An 18,953-nucleotide genomic window follows, 5' to 3' on the forward strand; every position below is an offset into this window, starting at 1 on the left:
TATGATTTATTTTTTAATAGTGGTACTAGCGATTGCTTTGGATCAAATAACAAAGTATTTTGCTAAACTTCATTTGGATGGCAAAGCTGCCTATGAAATAATTCCAAACTTTTTTTCTTTTGATTACGTTGAGAATAGAGGCGCGGCTTTTGGCATTATGCAGGGCAAACATATATTTTTCTTTATAGTTACCTTCATTGCCATAGCAATAATTTTATATATTTTCATAACAGAGTATAAAACTCTTATGGTATATGAAAAAGTATTTCTATCCTTTTTCTTAGCAGGAATCATTGGTAATTTTATTGATAGAGCCTTTAGAGGATACGTTATTGATTTTATTTCGTTTAAGTTTGGCTCATACCAATATCCATGCTTTAACCTAGCTGATAGCTACATGTGTGTGATCATAGTTTTATTTATTGGCTACTACATTTATAGAAAGATTAAAGATAAAAAATGCAAATAAAAGAAATTAAGATAGATGATCAAGATGCTGGTCAAAGGCTAGATGCATTTTTAGCAAATTTTGATGAGAGCAAGACGAGGTCCATGTACAAAAAGCTTATTGAAGAAGGATATGTTAGTGTTAATGACAGCCTCTCAAAACCATCATACAAAATAAATGTAGGGGACATTATTGAAATAAAAGAAAAAGAGTCAAGGCGCTTTGAAAAAGTGGCCATGGATATAAAAGTTCTCTATGAAGATGATGATATAGCTGTCATCGATAAGCCAAGAGGACTTATAGTTCATCCTACAAATGATGACGAGCTAAGTCTTGTGAATTATTTGTTATATAGATTTGACTCACTAAGCAGCATTGATGAATCAAGGCCGGGTATAATCCATAGGCTTGATAAGGATACTAGCGGCCTTATTATAATAGCAAAAAACAATGAAGCACATGAAAAGATGAAGGAGCTATTTAAGTCGAGAGAGATTTATAAAGAGTACATCACCATCGCTGTGGGTACTTTTAAGGATGAAGTGACTATGGTTGATAAGGGCATTATGCGTGACCCGATTAAAAAGATCAAGATGTGTGCCTCAGATGAAGGCAAAGAAGCTCACTCCGAAATCCATTTAATTAAACAAAATGAGAATTACGCTTATTTAAGTGTAGTTATTAAAACAGGAAGAACGCATCAAATCAGAGTTCATCTTGCTTATATTAATCATCCAGTTCTTGGCGACAAAACTTATGGATATAGAGGAAAAATAAAAATGGACGGACAAGTCTTACATTGCAGAAAAGTAAGTTTTATCCATCCAATTACGCATAATTTAATAACAATAGAAAGTGATTTGCCAGAATATTTTAAAGAGGCACTAATCAAAACGAATTTATATAAAGCTAAAGATCTACAGTGATGGTTTTGAAGTTCACATAATTAACGAGGCCGGTCTTACCGCTTGGATGTTTTTTAACATTCTTTCTCGTAGTGAAGTCAACATCAACCTTGTTAGAGTCTTTGGCTTTTGAATTTTTTGCGGCAATTTTAGCTGCGAAGACTAAAAGCTCATCGCTTGGGTAGCCACCTGACTTGATTACGACGTGTGATCCAGGAAAGCCTTTGACGTGCATCCATACATCGTTTTTGTCAGCGACTTTGAAAGTGATGTACTCGTTTTGCAAATTATTCTTGCCATAATAAACTTTACTTGTATCGTCATAATCAATAGAATGTATGGCGATTTTTTTTGGTTTATTTTTTATTTTTTTATCTTTTTTAATATAATTATTCTTTATTAACTCAAAATATATCTCATCAAGGTTCTTTACATCGTCAGTTCTGTCTATAGCGTCACTTACAAGCTCAAGATAATTTATCTCATCTTCAGTATTTTCAATTTGCTTTTCTAAAACTATCTCTCTTTGCTTCATTTTTTGATATCTCTTGTAGTATTTTTGTGCATTTTGCACAGCCGATAACTTTTGATCAAGAGGAACCGAAATTTCATTCATATTATCATAAAAGTTTTCAAGTTTAATATCTTTTAGTCCCTTAGAAATTTTGTGTATATTTGATGAGATAAGGTCAGCGTATACCTTGTATGCCTCCCTGTTAGCACTTTCAAGCATCTCTTCTTTTTGCTTTTGTAATTTATTTTTAGCCCTCTTAAGATTTGCACTTATAGTATGTCTCATGTTTTGTGAGCGCTGCGCTATTCTGTCTTTTTGGTCCTTTTCATAATAATATTTATCCAGAAGCTCACTTATGCTAGGAAAATTTTCTTTCTCAAGCGAAGCGTATTGATTTAGGCTGATGGCGTTGTATGCACTCTTTCTTTCGCTTAGCTTATAAATATTGAAGCTATAATTTTTTTCTTTAACTTCTTCAAAAGTTTTTATAAAAGATGAAATAAATTTATTCGCATCATTCTCATCAAGATTTTTAAGAAGATTCTTATCATCTATTGCTGCGTCGAATAATATTTTATTCGCAATCTCAGTACTTAGGCCAAGGAAGGACCTCATTAAAAAGTCTCTTAGCTCAAGATCAGCATTATTAGTCATCATATTTTTAAGATCTTCTTCATCAACGCTTATAGGTGAGACTCTATCAAAGACAGGAGGCCTTTCATATATAAGACCTGGCTCTATCTCTCTTTTGCTAGACATGACAGTAGAAACTCTTTTAATTGCATCAATAACCTTGTGATTTTCGTTGCAAAGAACTATGTTTGAGTACTTGCCCATGATTTCAACGACAAGATAATAAAGAGCTTCTTCATGAAATTCATTGTAGCCACTAAAAACAAATTGTGCGGCTCTATCAAAACCAAATTGCTCGACCTTAACGAGCTTTGATCCAGATAGATTCTTTCTAAGTATCATAGAGAATAAAGGCGCTTCACTAGGATTTTCTTTACTAATCTTGCTCACATAAAAGCGCGGATTATTACTCGAAGCACTAACAAGTACTTTAAAAGAACCATCTTTGCTTCTCATATTAATCATTATCTCATCTTTTTCAGTTTGATATATCTTGTCGACCCTTGCACCGATGTAATTATTATTGAACTCATCAGTCAAGGCTCTTGTTACTATTGCGTCAAATGACATTTAATCACTCCTTATTTATATTATATACAAAGTTACTCTATTTAAATATGAAGAATTTGTCATATTCTATATATATTTTTATAAATAAATGGTATAATATATGCATAAGGAGTGAGACTATGTTAAAAAGTATGACCTCATACGGTTCTAGCGAATATGTTTGTGAAAAATATAAAATAAAATTTGAACTAAAATCTGTAAACAACAGATATTTTGATTTAAACCTAAGAAGCCCGCGCTCGCTTATCGAGTACGAGGACAAGATTAGGCTTGCAATTAAAAAAAGAATATCCAGAGCAAAGATCGACTGCTTTCTAACAGTTGTCTTTCTAGAGGATGATCCTAACGATGTTGAAGTGGATTTAGTATTTTTAAGAAAATATATGAAGGCGCTTAGCTTAATTAAGGAAGAGCTTGGCCTTGATGACGAGATTAAGCTTGAAGACATAATCAGTCAACAAGAAGTTTTAAGCATAGTGAAAAATAATTATGAGAGCGATGAATTTTTAGATATAATGCTTGAAACACTTGAGAAGGCACTTGATAATTTTGACGACATGAGAATTAGAGAGGGAGAAAATCTTAAGAGCGATATACTAAACAATCTTACAGCAATTGAAGAAAATGTTGACAAGATAAAAGAGATTTACATTGATTATACAGATGAATACAAAGAAGATTTTATGAAGAAATATAATGAGCTCATCGAGGACAAGAGCATCATCGATGAAAAAAGACTTGAGTTTGAACTTGCACTATTAGTCGATAAATACGCCATCGACGAAGAGATAGTTAGAATGTATAGCCACATATCTCAATTCAAGTCCATGCTTAATTCAGACGAGACCATTGGCAAGAAGATGGATTTTTTAATTCAAGAGATGAACAGAGAGTCAAATACTATACTTAGCAAGACTAAAAATATTGAAATATCTAAGATAGGCGTTGAGCAAAAGAACCTTATCGAAAAGATTAGAGAACAAATACAAAATATAGAGTAGGTGAATTATGGAATACATTAACGTAGGATTTGGTAATTTAATCAATAAACATAGAGTCATAGCTGTCGTTGGACCAGAGTCTGCTCCTATAAAGAGATTAATTATGGAGAATCGTGATACAATTAGACTCATAGACGCGACTTGCGGCAAGAAAACTAGAAGCGTTATCATCATGGATAACGAGTCCATAGTTCTTTCAACGCTAGCAACTTCAACTATTAGCGAAAGATTGAATGGAGGTAATTAGATGAAAAGAGGTTTTTTGATAGTTCTTTCCGGACCTTCTGGCTGCGGTAAAGGCACTGTTGCTGACGAACTGTTTAGACGCAACGACGACATAGTCTTTTCAGTCTCAGCAACAACTAGAGAGGCTCGTCCAGGCGAAGTAGATGGCAAGAGCTACTTCTTCTTAAGCGAAGAAGAGTTTTTAAAGAAGGTAGAAAACGATGAGTTCTTGGAATATGCTAGCGTTCACGGACATTACTATGGAACTCCAAAAGATTTTATCACTAAAAAGATAGAAGAGGGAGAGATAGTACTGCTTGATATAGACGTTCAAGGGGCGCTTCAAATAAAACAAAAGATGAAAGAAGTAGTCTTTATATTTTTAGTACCGCCATCGATGTCGGAGCTAAAAAGAAGATTAGTTGGCAGAGCGACTGAGAGCGAAAAAGATTTAGAACTTAGAATTGCGAACGGTTTTAAAGAGATAAGCTTCGTTGAAGAATATGATTTCTTTGTAGTTAATGATTATTTAGAAGATGCCGTTAGAGATATCGAGGCCATAATCAAGGCTGAAAAGCATAGAGCGAAGAGATTCAAATATATAAAAGATAGAGTATTGGGGGAAAACAAATGATTTATATTAAAAATAAGGAAGATTTAGAAAAATTATCAAGATATGCCTTAGTTATGATACTTTCAAAGAGAGCTAGGCAAATAGTTGATGGAGCTGAGGCGAAGGTAGATACTGAGTCACACAATCCAGTATCCATCGCTATGGATGAGTATCTTGAAGACAAGATAGAATACGATATTTAAGATGAAGAAAAACATTGTAGTATGTGTCTCTGGCGGCATAGCAGCTTACAAGGCGGCAGATCTTGTATCTAAGCTTTCAAAAGTACACAACGTAAGAGTACTTATGACGAGGGATGCCGTTAAATTTGTGGGCAGCGAAACGTTTAAGATACTTTCAAAAAATAATGTTTATACGGATGTCTTTAATGACGAGGCTAAACCTATGCACATAGAAATAGCTAAGTGGGCAGACATCTTTGTTGTGGCGCCTGCATCAGCTAATACTATAGCCAAACTTGCCAGCGGCATTTGTGATGATATGGTAAGTTTAGCATTTTTAGCAAGCAAGGCAAAAAAACTTGTTGTTCCAGCCATGAACACAGCTATGCTTGAAAATTTGGCGACACAAGATAATATTCAAACGCTTAAAGATAGAGGCATAGATATACTTGATTCAGACAGCGGACTGCTTGCTTGTGGAGACGTAGGCAAGGGCAAAATGCCAGATCCAGATAGAATAATTGATCGCATCGATTATCTATTATCGGAAAAAGATTTGAAAAAATATAAAATACTTGTAACAGCTGGTCATACAGTAGAAGCGATTGACCCTGTTAGATATATCTCAAACCGATCAACAGGCAAGATGGGTTACCAAATCGCTTTAAAAGCTTATAATAGAGGAGCGAATGTCACTTTAATCATCGGACCAAATGATCTTGATATAAAAGATCCATTCAATATCATTAATGTTGTCTCATCAAAGGATATGTATGAAGCGGTGAACAAAGAGTTTGAAGGAGCAGATGCCTTGATCATGGCGGCTGCACCAGCTGATTTCACTCCAGCAGAATACAGTGAAGAGAAGATCAAAAAAGAAGATAGCGATAATCACGATATTAAAATAAAAAAGACTGATGATATAATCAAGTCGCTTAAAGATAAAAAAGATGACAAAGTCGTGATAGGTTTTGCGGCTGAATCAGAAAATGTTATTGCAAATGCAAAGAAAAAACTTTTATCTAAGGGCGCTGATATGATAGTCGCTAACGACATTACACTTAAGGGCTCAGGCTTTAAGAGTGATGAGAACAAAGTAAGCTTTGTATATAAAAATAAAAATGCGACATCATTTGATTTAATGAAAAAAAGTGAGCTAGCTGATATCATTCTTGATAATCTAGCTGTACTATTAAAAGATAGAAAGAAAAATTAATGTTTGCTCAAGTTGTTATTGACACAAAATCGAGAGTTTTAGATAGAGTTTTTACTTATAAGACTGACGAAGCCATCAGCGTTGGAACTAGAGTTTTAGTTCCATTTGGCAGGTCAAATAAGCCTAGCATCGCTGTGGTTTTAAACACATGTGATGAAGTAGACATAGATGAAGCAAAGATAAAATCCATAATCAAGGTGCTTGATGAGAAGGCAATCATCGACGAGAAGATGATTGAGCTTGCTCTATGGCTTAGAAATAGATACATCTCGACTTATAATGACGCACTTAGACTAGTTTTTCCGCCAGGAGGCATTAAGGAGCTAGAACTTTTTTATTATGCTAATGACGATGCACATGGACTTGAAAAGGATAAGGCATATAAAAAAGATGATTTGCTTAAAATTATGACGCTTAATGATTTTAATAAACTCGTTAAAGAAAATATTTTAATTGAAAAATATAAGATTAAGCAAAAAGTTAAGGAGCATTACGAAAAATACATTAGCCTAGTGACTTATGACGAGAAAGCGAGTGAAAAGCAAAGAGCTGTACTTGATTATTTAAGAGAGAATGATGGCATCGCTCTTGAAAAAAATATAATCACTAGCCTTAATATATCTTCATCACCTATAAAAACTCTTATAAAAAAAGGCTTAGTGAGAGAAGATTATATTCAAGAATCAAGAAAAAGAGGCTACGATGTGCCTTCTTATGAAAAGATTAAGCTTAACAAGGAACAAGAAAATGTTTATAAACGCATGGAACGTTCGATTGAGCATAATTTAGGCGAAAAATTTTTACTAAGAGGCGTAACTGGATCTGGAAAGACAGAAATTTACCTACATCTTGTTGAAAAATGTCTTCAAATGGGTAAAGATGCTATAGTACTAGTACCTGAAATAAGTCTTACGCCACAAACAATTAGGCGCTTTATAGGACGTTTCCAAAGAAAAGTACATGTACTCCACTCAAAACTAAGTTTATCTGAACGCTTTGATGAGTATGATGATATAAAATCAACATCGCCAAGTATAGTTATAGGTGCAAGATCAGCGATATTTGCTCCATGCAGAAACTTAGGGATTATAATCATTGATGAAGAGCACGATCAAAGCTACATATCAGACATGAATCCAAAGTATCAAACAGACGAAGTGGCTTATTATAGAAGCATGAGCGAGGGGGCAACGCTATTACTAGCAAGTGCTACACCATCGATATCGTCTTACTATAATGCTAAGCACGGCATATATGAGCTACTTGAGCTTGATAAAAAGGCAAAAGGACAAAAGGAAGCTGATATAGAGCTAGTCAATATGATAGACGAGCTTCAAAGAGGAAACATCAGTCAAATATCATCAAGATTTTATGAAATTATTGATGAGAATCTTAAGGCAAATAAGCAAAGCATAGTTTTTTTAAATAGACGCGGCTATAACAAAGAAATATTTTGTAAAAAGTGCGGCTATACCTTTACTTGTGACAATTGTGATGTGAGCATGACTTATCACAAGGGCATAAATAAGCTTAAGTGTCACTACTGTGGTCTTGTGAAAAATATTCCGAAGACTTGCCCAAGATGCGGGGCAGAGGCCCTAAGCTTTGCTGGTTATGGTATAGAAAAGGTTGAGGAACTACTTAGAAAGACTTTTCCAGAAGCGAAAATACTTAGAGCAGATAGCGACACAATCAAAACAGAGGACGACTACATCAATTTATATAAAAAAATGAACTCAGGAGCAGTCGATATACTTATTGGCACTCAGATGATTAGCAAGGGACTTGACTTTAAAAATGTTGATGCGGCGATCATCGTATCAATCGATGCTAATTTAAATTTCCCAAGCTATTCAGCAAGTGAAGACACTTATAACTTAATCACTCAAGTTGCTGGCAGAGCTGGACGCGATGAAAAAGGCAGAGTGCTTCTTCAAAGCTACGCTAGCGATAACGAGACGATTAGCTATGCGATGAGGGGTAATTACGAAGCTTTTTATAGAAATGAGATTGCTTTAAGAAAAGAATTTTTGTATCCGCCATTTATCAATATGATATACATCGTTGGTACTAGTCTTGATAAAAACATCGTTCAAGCTGAGATGGATTACTTAAGAAGCGATATCGAGAGATATTTGAATAATAATGGCATCAGATGCAATGTCTCAAAGCTAATGCAATGCGCGATTGAAAAGATAAACGCAAGCTATAGATATCAAATAATTTTAAAATACACGAACACTTATTCGAAAGAGATAAAAGATTATATTCGCTTCATTTTATATAGAAGCAAATTTGCAAAGAACAAAAAAGTAAATTATAACATTTATATAAATCCAAAAAATTTTTTATAGGAGGTAAAGATGGCACTTAGAAATATTAGACACGATCAAGATGAAATACTTAGAAAACAGTCAAAACTAGTTAAGGTTTTTGATGATAAACTTAAAGAATTAGCAGATGATATGATAGAGACAATGAATCATGCAGAAGGCGTTGGTCTTGCTGCAGTACAAGTAGGTATACTTAAGCAAATGATAGTCATAGACATAGGTGAAGGACCGATGGTCTTTGTAAATCCAGATATAATCGAAACAGCCGGTAGCTGCGATGATTACGAGGGCTGTCTATCAGTTCCAGGATACTCTGGTGTGGTTGAAAGACCAGAAAAGCTTAAGCTTAAGTACCAAGACCTTGAAGGAAAAGAACATGAGCTTGAGACTGAAGGCTTCTTAACAAGAGTTATATGCCACGAGACAGATCATTTGAAGGGTATTTTATATACAGACAAAGCAAAAGAAATGTTCACAAATGACGAGCTTAAGGCAAAATTAGATAAAGAACATAAGATGGCAGAGGCTAAATAATGAAACTCATCTACATGGGAACGCCATTATTTAGCTTAGCTCCCTTAAAGGCTTTAAAAGATCATGGCTTTGAAATCACCTTGCTAATAACTCAGCCAGACAGAAGACGCGGCAGAAAGATGCAAATCACTTACTCAGAGCTAAAAACTTATGCTCTTGAGAATGATATAGAAGTTTTTCAGCCAGAGGACGTCAATAGTCATGAATCAATAGAAAAAATTAAAAATACTGATGCTGATGTCATCGTTGTCGCTTCTTATGGCCAAATTATTAAAGAAGAAATACTTTATATGAAGAAGTATCATGCAATAAATATACACGCTTCACTCTTGCCAAAATATAGAGGAGCGGCTCCTGTTCAAGCAGCCATCATTAACGAAGACAAAGTAACAGGCATCACTCTTATGAAGATGTCAAAGGGCCTTGATACAGGAAACATGCTGATGACAAGAGAGATAGCTATAGCAGATGACGATACAGCAGATACACTTACTATGAAGCTATCTAATTTAGGCGCTGAGATGATAGTAGAGTATTTAGCTGGTCTTGATACGCTTGATGAAGGCACTCCACAAGATGATTCAAAGAGCTCTTATGTTAGAATGATTAAAAAAGAGGACGCTTTTATCGATTTTAGTGAAAGTGCTTCAAAAACTGAGCATATAATTAGGGCTATGCAGCCATGGCCAGTTGCCTTCACTACTTATAAGGGTGAGAATATGAAAATATTTAAGGCTGCCATAGTTAAAGATACTAGTGATAAAAAGATAGGTACTATACTAAATGTTAATGAAGATGGCATTTTGATTAAGTGCAAGGACGATGCCATCATCATAAGTGAAGTACAAATGCCAAATAAAAAGAGAATGAAAGTTTCTGATTATATAAGAGGAAATAAGATTGAGATAGGTGAAAGGTTAGGAGATAGATAATGATAAATTTTTTAATGCTTACTGGAAGATATCATAATTATATAAGCTCATATTTTATATATATAATTCCAGCTATGCTACTAAGCTTATTCGCTCAATATAAGATACAGGCTGTATATAGAGAATACATGGGTAGACTTAGTTCGCTCGGTAAAAGCGGTTCAGAGATTGCTAGAGCGATACTTGATAAGCATGGACTTAGAAATGTAAATATAAAGGAAGTTCCGGGCACCTTGAGTGATTTTTATGATCCGAGAGATAAAAGTCTTTCTTTATCAAGAGATATATCTGCTGGTACATCCATCGCTTCAATTGCAGTTGCAGCTCATGAAGTCGGACATGCAATTCAAGATAAAGAGAGCTATCCAATGCTAAATTTAAGAAGCTTCATGGCACCGGCTGTAAGAATTTCAAGCAGCTTAGCAATGTATTTGATACTAGCAGGATTATTTTTTGATTTTACTAGATTATTTGATATAGGTATAATTTTATATGCAGTCATAGTTTTATTCACACTAGTGACACTACCAGTTGAGTTTAATGCATCAAGAAGAGCTTTAAACGAGATAAGATCAATGCCGGGAGTAAACGACGAGACCATATATGGTTCTAAAAAAGTTTTAAAGGCAGCGGCTCTAACATACGTTGCATCAGCTTTTGCGGCGCTAAGTGAACTACTAAGACTACTTTCAATGAGGAGAAGAGATGACTAAGATTAACGATAGATACAGAAGCTTTTTGATATTAAAAGATATTTTTGCAAGCGGAGCATACTCAAACATAAGCCTAAGAACTGAGCTTAATAAGATTGACAGCGAAGTATCTAAATCCTTCGTAACAAAGCTTGTTTATGGCGTTGTTGAGAGAAAAAACTATCTTGATTACATCATCTCAAAGCTTTCATCGACAAAACTAAGTAAGATGGATATAGACATAGTCATTATTTTAGAAATGGCTTTATATCAAATCATATACATGGACAAGGTGCCTGAGAGCGCCGCAGTCAATGAGGCAGTAAAGCTTGCTAAGATTGTTAATAAAAGGCTTTCTGGATTTGTTAACGCTAATCTTAGAAATTTTTTAAGAAATAAAGATGACTTGATGAAAATTAATATTGATGATGAAGATGAAAGATTAGCTGTAAAATATTCAATTAATGAAGAATTTTTGGAGCTTTTAAAGAGTGATTACGATACAGAAACTGTAAATAATTTTTTAAACAGGTCCATGGATGAAAGGCTTCTTAATCTTAGAGTAAACACAAAGAAGACTACTAAGGATAGCATCAAAGCAGTTCTTGATAAATTTAATATTAAGTATGAAGAAAGCGATATATCTGTTGATAGTCTCATCATTTATGATAAAGTGAGCGATGTTGTAAAAAGTTTATTTAAGCAAGGATATGTTTCTTTTCAAGATGCGACGAGCTCTAGCCTTCAAGATTATATAAAGCTTGATAAGGGTGATAAGGTGCTTGATTTATGTGCAGCACCTGGAGGAAAATCCATGCACATGGCAGAGAAACTTGAAATGGGCTCAATCACAAGCTGTGATATATATGAGCACAAGATAAATCTACTAAAGAACGAAGCAAATAGACTTGGACTTGATAATATTAATTTTCAGATCAATGATGCCATGAAATTAAATAAAGAATTTATTAATAAATTTGATAAAGTATTGTTAGATGTTCCTTGCTCAGGAAGTGGTATAATATCTAGAAAGCCTGAGATAAAATATCAAATCGATTTAAAAGAGCTAAAAGAGCTTAACGATAAGCAGTGGAAAATATTAAATATTTCCAAGGAATATGTTAAAAAGGGCGGTCTGCTTGTATACAGTACTTGTAGTATACTTAAGCTAGAGAACGAAATTATGGTAAAAAAATTTCTTGAAGAAAACAATGATTTTAATTTGGAAAAATTTATTAAGCACATGCCAACAGAAAAGATTAACGATGGCTTTTTCATTTCATATCTAAGGAAGGAATAATTTGAATAACATTATTAACAATATGTATATTTCAGAGCTTGAGACATATTTTTTAGATCTTGGCGAGAAAAAATTTAGAGCAAAGCAGTTATTTGAAGCTATTCATAAGCAAAAGATAAAAAATCTAGATAAACTCACTACATTCTCACAAGATTTAAAAGATAAAATAAATAATAGCTCTGAGATATATGGAGTAAAAAAAGTTTTAGAACTAAAATCAAAACTTGACGAAACAAAGAAATATCTTTTTGAACTTCATGACGAGAATGTGATTGAAAGCGTTTTGATGAAGTACAAATATGGCTACACTGTTTGCATATCAACACAGGTTGGCTGCAAGATGGGATGCGCTTTTTGTGCTTCAACAAAGAAAGGTTTAATAAGAAACCTTTATGCATCGGAAATGCTTGACGAAATATACGAGATTGAAAGACTAAATGATATAAATGTATCAAACATTGTATTAATGGGTAGCGGCGAAGCACTTGATAATTTTGACGAACTTATAAGATTTATTGAACTAATTAGTGCTAAAGAGGGTAAGAATTTATCGAAGAGAAATATAACTATATCAACGTGTGGTCTTGCCGATAAGATTTTAAAATTAGCCGAATATGATTATCCAATAACACTAACGATATCATTACATAATGCAGACGAAGAAGAGAGAAAAAAGATTATGCCGATTACAAGGAAGTATCCTTTTGATGAGCTTATACCAGCTCTTAAAGAGTATCAGGCAAAAATCAATAAAAGGATATCCTTTGAATACGTTTTAATCGATGGACTTAATGACTCTTATCAATCTGCTTTAGATATAAAAAATTTATTAAAAGATATTAAGTCACACATCAACTTAATTCCGCTTAATAAGATTAAAGAGTACGACGAAGAGCCAAGCACTTCTGAAAATATTAATAAATTTAAAAAATATTTAGAAGATTTTGGCTTTAACGTAACTATTAGGCGTGAGTTAGGAGCGGATATAAACGCTTCGTGTGGACAGCTTAGAAATAATTATCTTGAACAATAGGAGGTGGTCTATGTGAATCTTGGTTATGTATCAGATAAAGGCAAAACGAGAAGCAATAATGAAGATAACTTTTTTATCTACGATGATTATCCATTCCCATTCTTTGTAATTGCAGATGGAGTTGGTGGACACAAGGCAGGCGAACTAGCTAGTAAGATGGCGGTCGATACCATTGCCGATGTTTTAAAGAATAAAAATGATGCGGTTTGTATAGACGATGTTGAAGACGCTATAAGAACTAGCATTGTAAGCGCAAACAATTCCATTTACAAATATTCAAAGTTTAATAAAGAGTGTGAGGGCATGGGCACAACAGTTTTGGTATGCGCCTATTACAAAAACACTTGCCTTATAGCTCACGTAGGCGACTCAAGAGCCTATCTTATAAGAGAGCACGAAATAGCTCAGCTAACAGAGGATCATACTTTTGGTAACGAGCTAATAAAAAGGGCTGGAAGCAAGATTTTTAATGTTAAAAATATAGATAACAAAAACGCTTTAACCAGAGCTTTGGGAACAGAGAAGACTGTTGTCATCGACACTTACAAGTTCATTCACAGAAGTGATGACATAGTGCTTCTATGTACAGACGGACTAAATAAAGAGGTTGAAGATAACTCGATACTTGCAATAGTAGAGAAATACAAGAGCGACTCAATGCAAAAGGTAGCTGAAGAATTAAAGGATAGAGCTATACTTATGGGCGGAAGAGATAATGTTACTATAATAACTATAAAAGCTTAGGGGTGAGAAAATGGATAAAATGATAGGAAAACTTTTATCAGATCGATATGAAATACTAGAAAAAATTGGCGATGGAGGCATGGCAACTGTTTACAAAGCCAGATGTAGAGTTTTAGATAGATATGTTGCTATAAAAATTTTAAGACCTGAATATGCAAGCGACGAAGAATTTATAAAGAAGTTTAATAGAGAATCAAAGGCAGCTGCATCATTATCGAGTCAAAACATAGTTGGCATCTACGATGTAGGCACAGATAAAATCGATGAAGAAAGTATTTATTATATAGTTATGGAATATATAGACGGAACTACATTAAAGGATATAATCGATAGCAAGGGAAAACTTTCTGAAGATGATGCAATTGATTACTCAATACAAATACTTAGAGCCTTAAAGGATGCTCATGACCATAATGTTGTTCATAGAGATATAAAACCACATAATATTATGATTACTAAGCAAGGCACAGTTAAAGTAACTGATTTTGGTATAGCGAGGGCATCAACATCAACAACGGTTACAACAACATCAGATGTTCTTGGCTCAGTTCATTATATATCGCCTGAGCAAGCTAGAGGCGGCTATACTGATAATAAAACTGATATATATTCATTTGGTATAGTTTTATATGAGATGCTAACGGGAAAGAAGCCTTATGATGGGGACAATCCGATCTCAGTAGCGATGAAACAAATACAAGATGATATAATTCCGCCGTCTGAGTATATTCCAAATATGAATAAAAATCTTGAACAAATAATACTTAAGTGTACAAGAAAAAAACAAAGTGAAAGATATCAAAGCGTTGACGACATCTTATCGGACTTTTTATACTTAGATGATGAAGGCAGCTTTAATTATAACAAGCAAAATGATAACTGGAATGACGAAACAGTCGTTTTAAAACAAGAAGATATAATTAGAGAAGAAAAAAATGAAAAGATTAAAAGAAATAGGGAGGAAAATATTTCTGAAATGAGACAATCAAACAGAAATCGCCGCAGAAGAAAAAAAGAAAATGGCTTAGTAGGCGTTTTCTTAGGAATAATAACAGCTCTAATATTAGTTGCTGGACTATTCTTTGGATATAATTACTTAAAGGGCGCTTTAAGCGGAGGCGGCTCAGATGAAGTAGCAGTACCAAATGTTGTGGGCGACGATTTAGATACAGCTAAATCAAAACTTGAAAAACTTGGACTTACTTATGAAGTTGTTGCCAAAGAAAAAACTGATGGCAAGGCAAATATTGTTACAAAACAAGATCCAGAAGCAGATTTTAAAGTTAAAAAAGACTTTAAGGTATCATTAACTATATCAGAATCAGAAGATAGTGTTGAAGTACCAAATGTAGTTGGAGAAACAATCCTTGATGCAGAAAGCATTCTTTATAAATATGGTTTAAAATTAGCAGAACCAAGCTATGAAGAAGACAGCGAGCATGAAGAAGGCACTATAATTAGACAAGAGCCAAGCGAAGGCTCTGTAGCTGATAAGAATAGCTTGATAAAGGTTGTTGTTAGCAAAGGCGATTCTAATGCCATCGAAGTTCCTGACTTTGTAGGCAGAAATAAAGATGAAGTTATAAAAGAAATAACAGATTTAGGATTAAAATATAAAATAACAAGCAAAGACAGCGAAGATTATGATAAAGACATTGTTACAGAGCAATCAGTAACATCAGGCTCAACTGTACAAAAAGATGAAGTTATTTCGCTTGTAGTATCTAAAGGCAGAATAGAAAAGCCAGCAGAAGAAGAAAATACAGAAAACAATGATACAAATGAAAAAACAAAAGAAGAAGATAAAAAGCCAAAAGAAAATGCAGTAATTGTTATAGACATAGTTCTTCAAGCCGATCCAGACCTTGATCAAACACACTTCACTATAATTAAAAACTCTAACGGAGTTAAAGAAACTGTTTATGATCAAATGGTTAAAAGAGAAGACGGTCAAGTGAGATTTAAGTATAATGCAAAAGAAGGAGATACCTTCGATATTTATAAGAACGACACTTATATAACAACAAAACAAGCTAAATAATGAAGGGTAAGATAATTAAATCTATCTCTGGTGTTTTCTTTATCGAAAGTGAGGAAAATGTCTATGAGGCAAAGCAGTTAGGAAGCTTTAAAAAACTTAAAATGAAGCCACTTGTAGGCGATATTGCAAACTTTGTAGAAAAGGATGGCTCTTATTTAATAGAAAGCATTGAAGAGAGAAAAAATGAGCTTATAAGGCCAATCGTAGCAAACGTTGATAATTTACTAATAGTCATGACTATATCAACACCGAGTATAAATTTGCTCTTGCTTGATAAATTTTTAGTCATGGCTGAGTATAATCACATCAGGCCTATAATTATAATAAACAAAAAAGATATCAAAATTGATGAGCTTATATATAAGATGTATAAAAACATTGGCTACGATGTTTTTGAGACAAGCATATATGATGATGAATCCATCCATAAGGTGTTAGAGGAAATAAAAGGACAAACTTCTGTTTTATCGGGGCCATCAGGTGTTGGAAAATCATCAATCATGAATTATCTCAATAAAAATAAGCTGATTAAAACACAAGAGATATCAATGAAACTAAATAAGGGTAAGCAAACAACAAGGTCTGTGCAGTTATATTCGATCGATGAGGCGACAAGCATCATAGATACGCCAGGTTTTACATCACTTGAACTTGACTTTTTGCAAGAGGAAGATGAGTTAAAAAATTATATAAGAGAGTTTAATAAGTATAAGAACAAATGCAGGTTTGCATCGTGTGCACATATCAATGAACCAGATTGTGAGATAAAAAAACAATTAGAAGAAGAAAATATTTCTCACATTAGGTATAAAGATTATCTACTAATGTATGAAGAAATAAAAGCAAAGAGGAGGTATTGACTTGAGAGAGATAGCACCATCATTATTGTCGGCAAACTTTTATAATTTGCAAGATGATTTAGAAAGACTTAAAAAATCAGGCATTAAGTATTTGCATCTTGATGTTATGGATGGAAACTTTGTTCCAAACATATCTTTTGGTCTGCCAATCATTAAATCAGTAAGAAAAAATACAGATTTTATTCTTGACTGCCACTTAATGATTGAAAAACCTGAAAGATATTTGGAAGATTTTAAAAATGCCGGAGCAGACATATTAACAGTGCATCAAGAGGCGACTATACACTTACAAAGAACGCTTGCCGAAATCAGAAGACTTGGCATGAAGGCGGGCGTTTCGCTAAATCCATCGACAAGTGAAGAAACACTTAAGTATATCATGGATGACCTTGATTTAATACTGATTATGTCAGTTAATCCAGGTTTTGGAGGTCAATCATACATCGAAAGTGTTAATGAAAAGATTAAAAGAGTGAGAAAGATGATTGATGAGAGCGAAAGAGACATCATATTAGAGGCCGACGGAGGAGTCAACAAGGATAATATTAAAGAATTAGAAGATTTAGGAGTAGATTTATTTGTTGCTGGCTCAGCAGCATTTAAAAATTCAGAAATAGAAAAGAATATAGGAGGATTAAGAGATGATAAATAAAGTAGCGATAGTATTAAATGGACCAATTGATTGTTTTTTAACAGGAAGCATAAGAGATTATGCCTTTGTTATAGCTGTTGACGGAGGTTTGAATCATTTAGTTAAATATGATATGGATGCAGATTTATTCATAGGTGATTATGATAGCGTTAATGACGATGCAAAAGGATATATAGAAACAAGTAATATAACACATGTAGATTACAATGAGGATAAGGATAAGACTGATTTTGAACTTGCCTTAGAGTATGTTAAAGAAAAGTGCGAGATAAAAACTGTTGATATTTACTGTGCTATGGGCGGAAGAGAAGACCATACAATGACAGTATTAAATAATGTTTTAGCTTATAGTAAAGATTTAAATATAACTGTTTATGGAGGCGACCAAGCAGTAAAAGTACTTAACGAAGGCGACGAGATTAAAGTTGTAAACAGAATCGATGTTACATCATTCTCAATGGTACCAGTTGATGAAGAATTTACTGTATCAATAAAATCAGCTAAGTGGGAGCTTGATCACGAAACTGTTTCAAGATCTAGTTCATTACTTATGAGCAACAAGGCGATGGGCGATCACGCTTTAATCACAGCACATAAGAACAGAGCATTTTTATTCATAACATTGTTCATATAATTAAATAAAAAACACAAATAAAAAATACCGATGCATAAATTTGATATGCATCGGTATTTTATGTATTGAGCAAAAAAAATTGCAGTAAGTCTGCAATTTTTATTCGGCTCTTTGCACCTTGCCTGATCTAAGGCATCTAGTACAAACATTTATTCTTTTTACAGTTCCGTTAACGTTTGCTCTAACTCTTCTTAAGTTTGGCTTCCAAGTTCTTCTTGAGTGTCTTAAAGAGTGAGATACTTTATTACCAGCAATTTTACCTTTACCACATATATCGCAAACTTTTCCCATTTTCTTACCTCCTCTCAAGCTTTAACTACTTAATTATAGCAAAGTTCATTACAAAAATCAAGCTTTTTTTATAAAAAATAAAAAAATTTTAAATAAAATGTCAAAAAAACATAAAATTTGCATATATATCTTTAAAAAAAAGCTATTTAATGATATAATATAATTAATTATGGACACAAATAATTAAAACTAAATGAGAAAATAAATTTATTAATTGAATGGAGGGAGATTTATGCCTTGTCAATATACTAATGATTTAGGAACTATTAATATTGCCGACAATGTTATCGCTAAGATAGCAGGACTATCTGCCATGGAAAGCTATGGTATAGTAGGTATGAGTGCAATTGATGCGAAAGACGGTTTTTACAATTTACTTAACATGGAAAATTTATCTAAGGGTGTAAAGGTAAGTACAGACGGACAACACGTTGATATATCTTTATACGTTGTTTTAGAGTTTGGAGTAAAAATTTCGGTTGTTTGCGACAATATTATTGAAAAAGTTAAATACAATGTTGAAAAACAAACAGCTATGTCTGTTAAAAATGTCAATGTTTTTGTCCAAGGACTAAGAATGAATGACAAAAAGTAGGAGGT

Annotated in this window: 21 protein-coding genes; 19 read left to right on the forward strand and 2 right to left on the reverse strand. The window is 33.6% G+C overall.

Annotation, left to right across the window (positions count from 1 at the left end; translation table 11 throughout):
- The first annotated feature begins 1 nt into the window (after position 1).
- Together lspA and BN30_RS06265 are read left to right on the forward strand one after the other, a co-directional pair.
- Positions 2 to 469 (forward strand): signal peptidase II, encoded by a 468-nt coding sequence (gene lspA, locus BN30_RS06260; protein WP_019214653.1) that lies wholly within the window; start codon positions 2 to 4, stop codon positions 467 to 469.
- Entirely contained in the window at positions 460 to 1,374 is a 915-nt protein-coding gene (locus BN30_RS06265) for an RluA family pseudouridine synthase (protein WP_019214654.1), read from the forward strand. The genes lspA and BN30_RS06265 overlap by 10 nt, the downstream gene beginning before the upstream one ends.
- Here BN30_RS06265 and BN30_RS09245 read toward each other — a convergent pair.
- Complete coding sequence (locus BN30_RS09245; protein WP_019214655.1) at positions 1,358 to 3,070, reverse strand: Rqc2 family fibronectin-binding protein; 1,713 nt, start codon at positions 3,068 to 3,070, stop codon at positions 1,358 to 1,360. The two genes, BN30_RS06265 and BN30_RS09245, sit on opposite strands and share 17 nt — an antisense overlap.
- A 119-nt stretch (positions 3,071 to 3,189) precedes the next feature.
- On the opposite strand from BN30_RS09245, the gene BN30_RS06275 reads away from it, so the two are divergent.
- The 16 genes from BN30_RS06275 to BN30_RS09655 are packed head-to-tail and all read left to right on the forward strand — an operon-like array spanning position 3,190 to position 18,062.
- Entirely contained in the window at positions 3,190 to 4,071 is an 882-nt protein-coding gene (locus BN30_RS06275; protein ID WP_019214656.1) for a YicC/YloC family endoribonuclease, read from the forward strand.
- A gap of 7 nt (positions 4,072 to 4,078) precedes the next feature.
- Positions 4,079 to 4,318, forward strand: coding sequence for an extracellular matrix/biofilm biosynthesis regulator RemA family protein (locus BN30_RS06280; RefSeq protein ID WP_019214657.1), 240 nt, complete (start codon positions 4,079 to 4,081; stop codon positions 4,316 to 4,318).
- On the forward strand, positions 4,319 to 4,930 hold the full coding sequence (gmk, locus tag BN30_RS06285; protein ID WP_019214658.1) for a guanylate kinase: 612 nt from the start codon (positions 4,319 to 4,321) through the stop codon (positions 4,928 to 4,930).
- Entirely contained in the window at positions 4,927 to 5,112 is a 186-nt protein-coding gene (rpoZ, locus tag BN30_RS06290; protein WP_019214659.1) for a DNA-directed RNA polymerase subunit omega, read from the forward strand. Before gmk ends, rpoZ begins: the two co-directional genes overlap by 4 nt.
- A 1-nt stretch (position 5,113) precedes the next feature.
- Entirely contained in the window at positions 5,114 to 6,307 is a 1,194-nt protein-coding gene (coaBC, locus tag BN30_RS06295) for a bifunctional phosphopantothenoylcysteine decarboxylase/phosphopantothenate--cysteine ligase CoaBC (RefSeq protein WP_019214660.1), read from the forward strand.
- Positions 6,307 to 8,661 carry a replication restart helicase PriA gene (gene priA / locus BN30_RS06300; RefSeq protein ID WP_019214661.1) on the forward strand — a complete coding sequence of 785 codons (2,355 nt, stop codon included), beginning with the start codon at positions 6,307 to 6,309 and terminating at the stop codon, positions 8,659 to 8,661. The genes coaBC and priA overlap by 1 nt, the downstream gene beginning before the upstream one ends.
- A gap of 9 nt (positions 8,662 to 8,670) precedes the next feature.
- The gene (def, locus tag BN30_RS06305) at positions 8,671 to 9,174 is read left to right on the forward strand and encodes a peptide deformylase (RefSeq protein ID WP_019214662.1); all 504 of its coding nucleotides are present in this window, start codon (positions 8,671 to 8,673) and stop codon (positions 9,172 to 9,174) included.
- Positions 9,174 to 10,106 carry a methionyl-tRNA formyltransferase gene (gene fmt / locus BN30_RS06310; RefSeq protein WP_019214663.1) on the forward strand — a complete coding sequence of 311 codons (933 nt, stop codon included), beginning with the start codon at positions 9,174 to 9,176 and terminating at the stop codon, positions 10,104 to 10,106. The genes def and fmt overlap by 1 nt, the downstream gene beginning before the upstream one ends.
- Entirely contained in the window at positions 10,106 to 10,819 is a 714-nt protein-coding gene (locus BN30_RS06315; RefSeq protein ID WP_019214664.1) for a zinc metallopeptidase, read from the forward strand. Before fmt ends, BN30_RS06315 begins: the two co-directional genes overlap by 1 nt.
- The gene (gene rsmB, locus BN30_RS06320; protein WP_019214665.1) at positions 10,812 to 12,098 is read left to right on the forward strand and encodes a 16S rRNA (cytosine(967)-C(5))-methyltransferase RsmB; all 1,287 of its coding nucleotides are present in this window, start codon (positions 10,812 to 10,814) and stop codon (positions 12,096 to 12,098) included. Before BN30_RS06315 ends, rsmB begins: the two co-directional genes overlap by 8 nt.
- Before the next feature lies 1 nt (position 12,099).
- On the forward strand, positions 12,100 to 13,131 hold the full coding sequence (gene rlmN / locus BN30_RS06325) for a dual-specificity RNA methyltransferase RlmN (RefSeq protein ID WP_019214666.1): 1,032 nt from the start codon (positions 12,100 to 12,102) through the stop codon (positions 13,129 to 13,131).
- 12 nt (positions 13,132 to 13,143) lie between these two features.
- Entirely contained in the window at positions 13,144 to 13,875 is a 732-nt protein-coding gene (locus tag BN30_RS06330) for a Stp1/IreP family PP2C-type Ser/Thr phosphatase (protein ID WP_019214667.1), read from the forward strand.
- Between the two features lie 10 nt (positions 13,876 to 13,885).
- Positions 13,886 to 15,916 (forward strand): Stk1 family PASTA domain-containing Ser/Thr kinase, encoded by a 2,031-nt coding sequence (pknB, locus tag BN30_RS09250; RefSeq protein ID WP_019214668.1) that lies wholly within the window; start codon positions 13,886 to 13,888, stop codon positions 15,914 to 15,916.
- Positions 15,916 to 16,776, forward strand: a complete 861-nt coding sequence (gene rsgA, locus BN30_RS06340) for a ribosome small subunit-dependent GTPase A (RefSeq protein ID WP_019214669.1) — start codon at positions 15,916 to 15,918, stop codon at positions 16,774 to 16,776. Before pknB ends, rsgA begins: the two co-directional genes overlap by 1 nt.
- 1 nt (position 16,777) lies before the next feature.
- A complete protein-coding gene (gene rpe, locus BN30_RS06345) occupies positions 16,778 to 17,428 on the forward strand; it encodes a ribulose-phosphate 3-epimerase (RefSeq protein ID WP_019214670.1) in 651 nt (216 codons plus the stop codon).
- Complete coding sequence (locus BN30_RS09655) at positions 17,418 to 18,062, forward strand: thiamine diphosphokinase (RefSeq protein ID WP_019214671.1); 645 nt, start codon at positions 17,418 to 17,420, stop codon at positions 18,060 to 18,062. The genes rpe and BN30_RS09655 overlap by 11 nt, the downstream gene beginning before the upstream one ends.
- 99 nt (positions 18,063 to 18,161) lie before the next feature.
- Here the strand turns inward: BN30_RS09655 and rpmB are convergent, their stop codons facing one another.
- A complete protein-coding gene (gene rpmB / locus BN30_RS06355; protein ID WP_019214672.1) occupies positions 18,162 to 18,353 on the reverse strand; it encodes a 50S ribosomal protein L28 in 192 nt (63 codons plus the stop codon).
- Positions 18,354 to 18,585: 232 nt separating this feature from the next.
- Here rpmB and BN30_RS06360 point away from each other — a divergent pair, with 232 nt between their 5' ends.
- On the forward strand, positions 18,586 to 18,948 hold the full coding sequence (locus BN30_RS06360) for an Asp23/Gls24 family envelope stress response protein (RefSeq protein WP_019214673.1): 363 nt from the start codon (positions 18,586 to 18,588) through the stop codon (positions 18,946 to 18,948).
- Positions 18,949 to 18,953 lie beyond the last annotated feature (5 nt).

Origin of the sequence: Fenollaria massiliensis (assembly GCF_000312505.2) — a bacterium.
In the GTDB taxonomy this organism is placed as follows: domain Bacteria; phylum Bacillota; class Clostridia; order Tissierellales; family Peptoniphilaceae; genus Fenollaria; species Fenollaria massiliensis.